This is a genomic window from Micrococcus sp. HG099 (genome assembly GCF_024723355.1).
Taxonomy (GTDB): Bacteria; Actinomycetota; Actinomycetes; order Actinomycetales; family Micrococcaceae; genus Micrococcus; species Micrococcus endophyticus.
The window spans coordinates 1-1,355 of sequence record NZ_JANQCJ010000240.1; the positions used below are offsets into that span (position 1 = coordinate 1).

Below are 1,355 nucleotides of genomic sequence, written 5' to 3' on the forward strand. Positions count from 1 at the left end.
CGGCGCAGCCGCACGCTGCGGCTCGAGGCGACGGCGCCCGCGCTGAGCCCGGCGAGCGTGGCCGAGAGGCCGGCGACCTCGGCGCGGGCCGCGGGGTCGGCGGCCTCGAACTGGCGGACCATCGCGAGGTGGCCGTCGAAGTCGTGGGTGGCCGCGAGGTCCTCGCCCACGGCGTCCGGGCCCGCGGTGCGGAAGCCGCCGGCCGGCGCCGCTCCGGGCTCCTCCCCCGGTGCCGGGGGCGGCCCCCAGCCCTGCCCGCCCGGGTGGAAGACCACCTCGGCCCGGTGCCGGGAGGCGGGCACGGGCGCGCCGTCGACGGCCGTGGCCAGGTCCGCGTCCGAGGAGAACTCGAGCACGGCGGCACCGCCTGTCCGCGCGGCGTTGCCCGAGGGGGCCGCCACCGTCACCACCCCGGCCACGGGGTAGGCGGCCGTGAACCCGGCGTCCCCGGCCAGGTTCACCGCGTGGACGCCGCCCTGGGAGTAGCCGGCGAGCACCAGGGGCGCGCCGTGCGGGACGCCCGCGGCCTCGAGCGCGGCCCGCACCGCGGGGGCCGTGGCGGCGGAGTCGGCGGTGAGGGCATCCGCGAGCCCGGAGGCGTCCCACGGGTTCCGCGAGGCGTGGTCCGGCGCGAACCCGCCCTGGGTCCCCGGCAGCCCCACCACCCAGGCCGGGCCGCCACGCTCCCGCTCGACCCGCGTGACCGTCAGCTCCCCCTCGACGCCGCCGCGCGGGATCAACCCCAGCAGGTCCGCGGCCGAGCCGTCCAGGCGCGCCGGCGCGTCCGGGCGGTCCTCGGGCGGTCCGGCCACGGCGACCTCCCGGTCCGCGGCGATGCCCAGCGCCCGCGCGACCGCCCCCACGGCCGTCCAGGCCTCGTCCGGGGAGACCCGCAGCAGCTCGGTGCCCTCGGATGCCTCCTCCACCAGCCGCGAGGCCCCCCGCGAGACGGGTCTCTTCAGCGTCTTCCGCTGCCACCAGGACAGCTTCTTCAGGTCGATGCGCGCCAGGGCGGCCAGCGCGGGGAACCCCGCCGCCGTGAGCACGGCGGAGGCCACGGCCTCCGGCACGGCCTGCACGGCGGCCTCGCCGAGCCGCTCCGCCTCCCGCGTGGTGAGACCGTCGCGGCCGCGACGCCACGGCTCCAGGGACAGTGCACCCAGACCCACGTCCTCGGCCGCAACGATGCCGGCGGCGGCCCGCTCGGCCTCCTCGTAGCGGACGGCGGCTGCCCGCAGGTCGCGGTCCATCCGGGCGCAGCGGTCCGAGAGGGCCCGCACCCGCTCGAGCCCCTCCCACAGCCGGGCCTGCAGCACGGCCGCGGCGGGGCTCACCCGCGGGGCGCGCACCAGGCC

Annotated in this window: 1 protein-coding gene; it reads right to left on the minus strand. The window is 80.2% G+C overall.

Annotation, left to right across the window (positions count from 1 at the left end; genetic code table 11):
• Positions 1-1,334, minus strand: a 1,334-nt coding sequence (locus NWP10_RS11950; protein ID WP_258301048.1) for a hypothetical protein, incomplete at its 3' end; no start/stop codon positions are given.
• Positions 1,335-1,355: the final 21 nt, after the last annotated feature.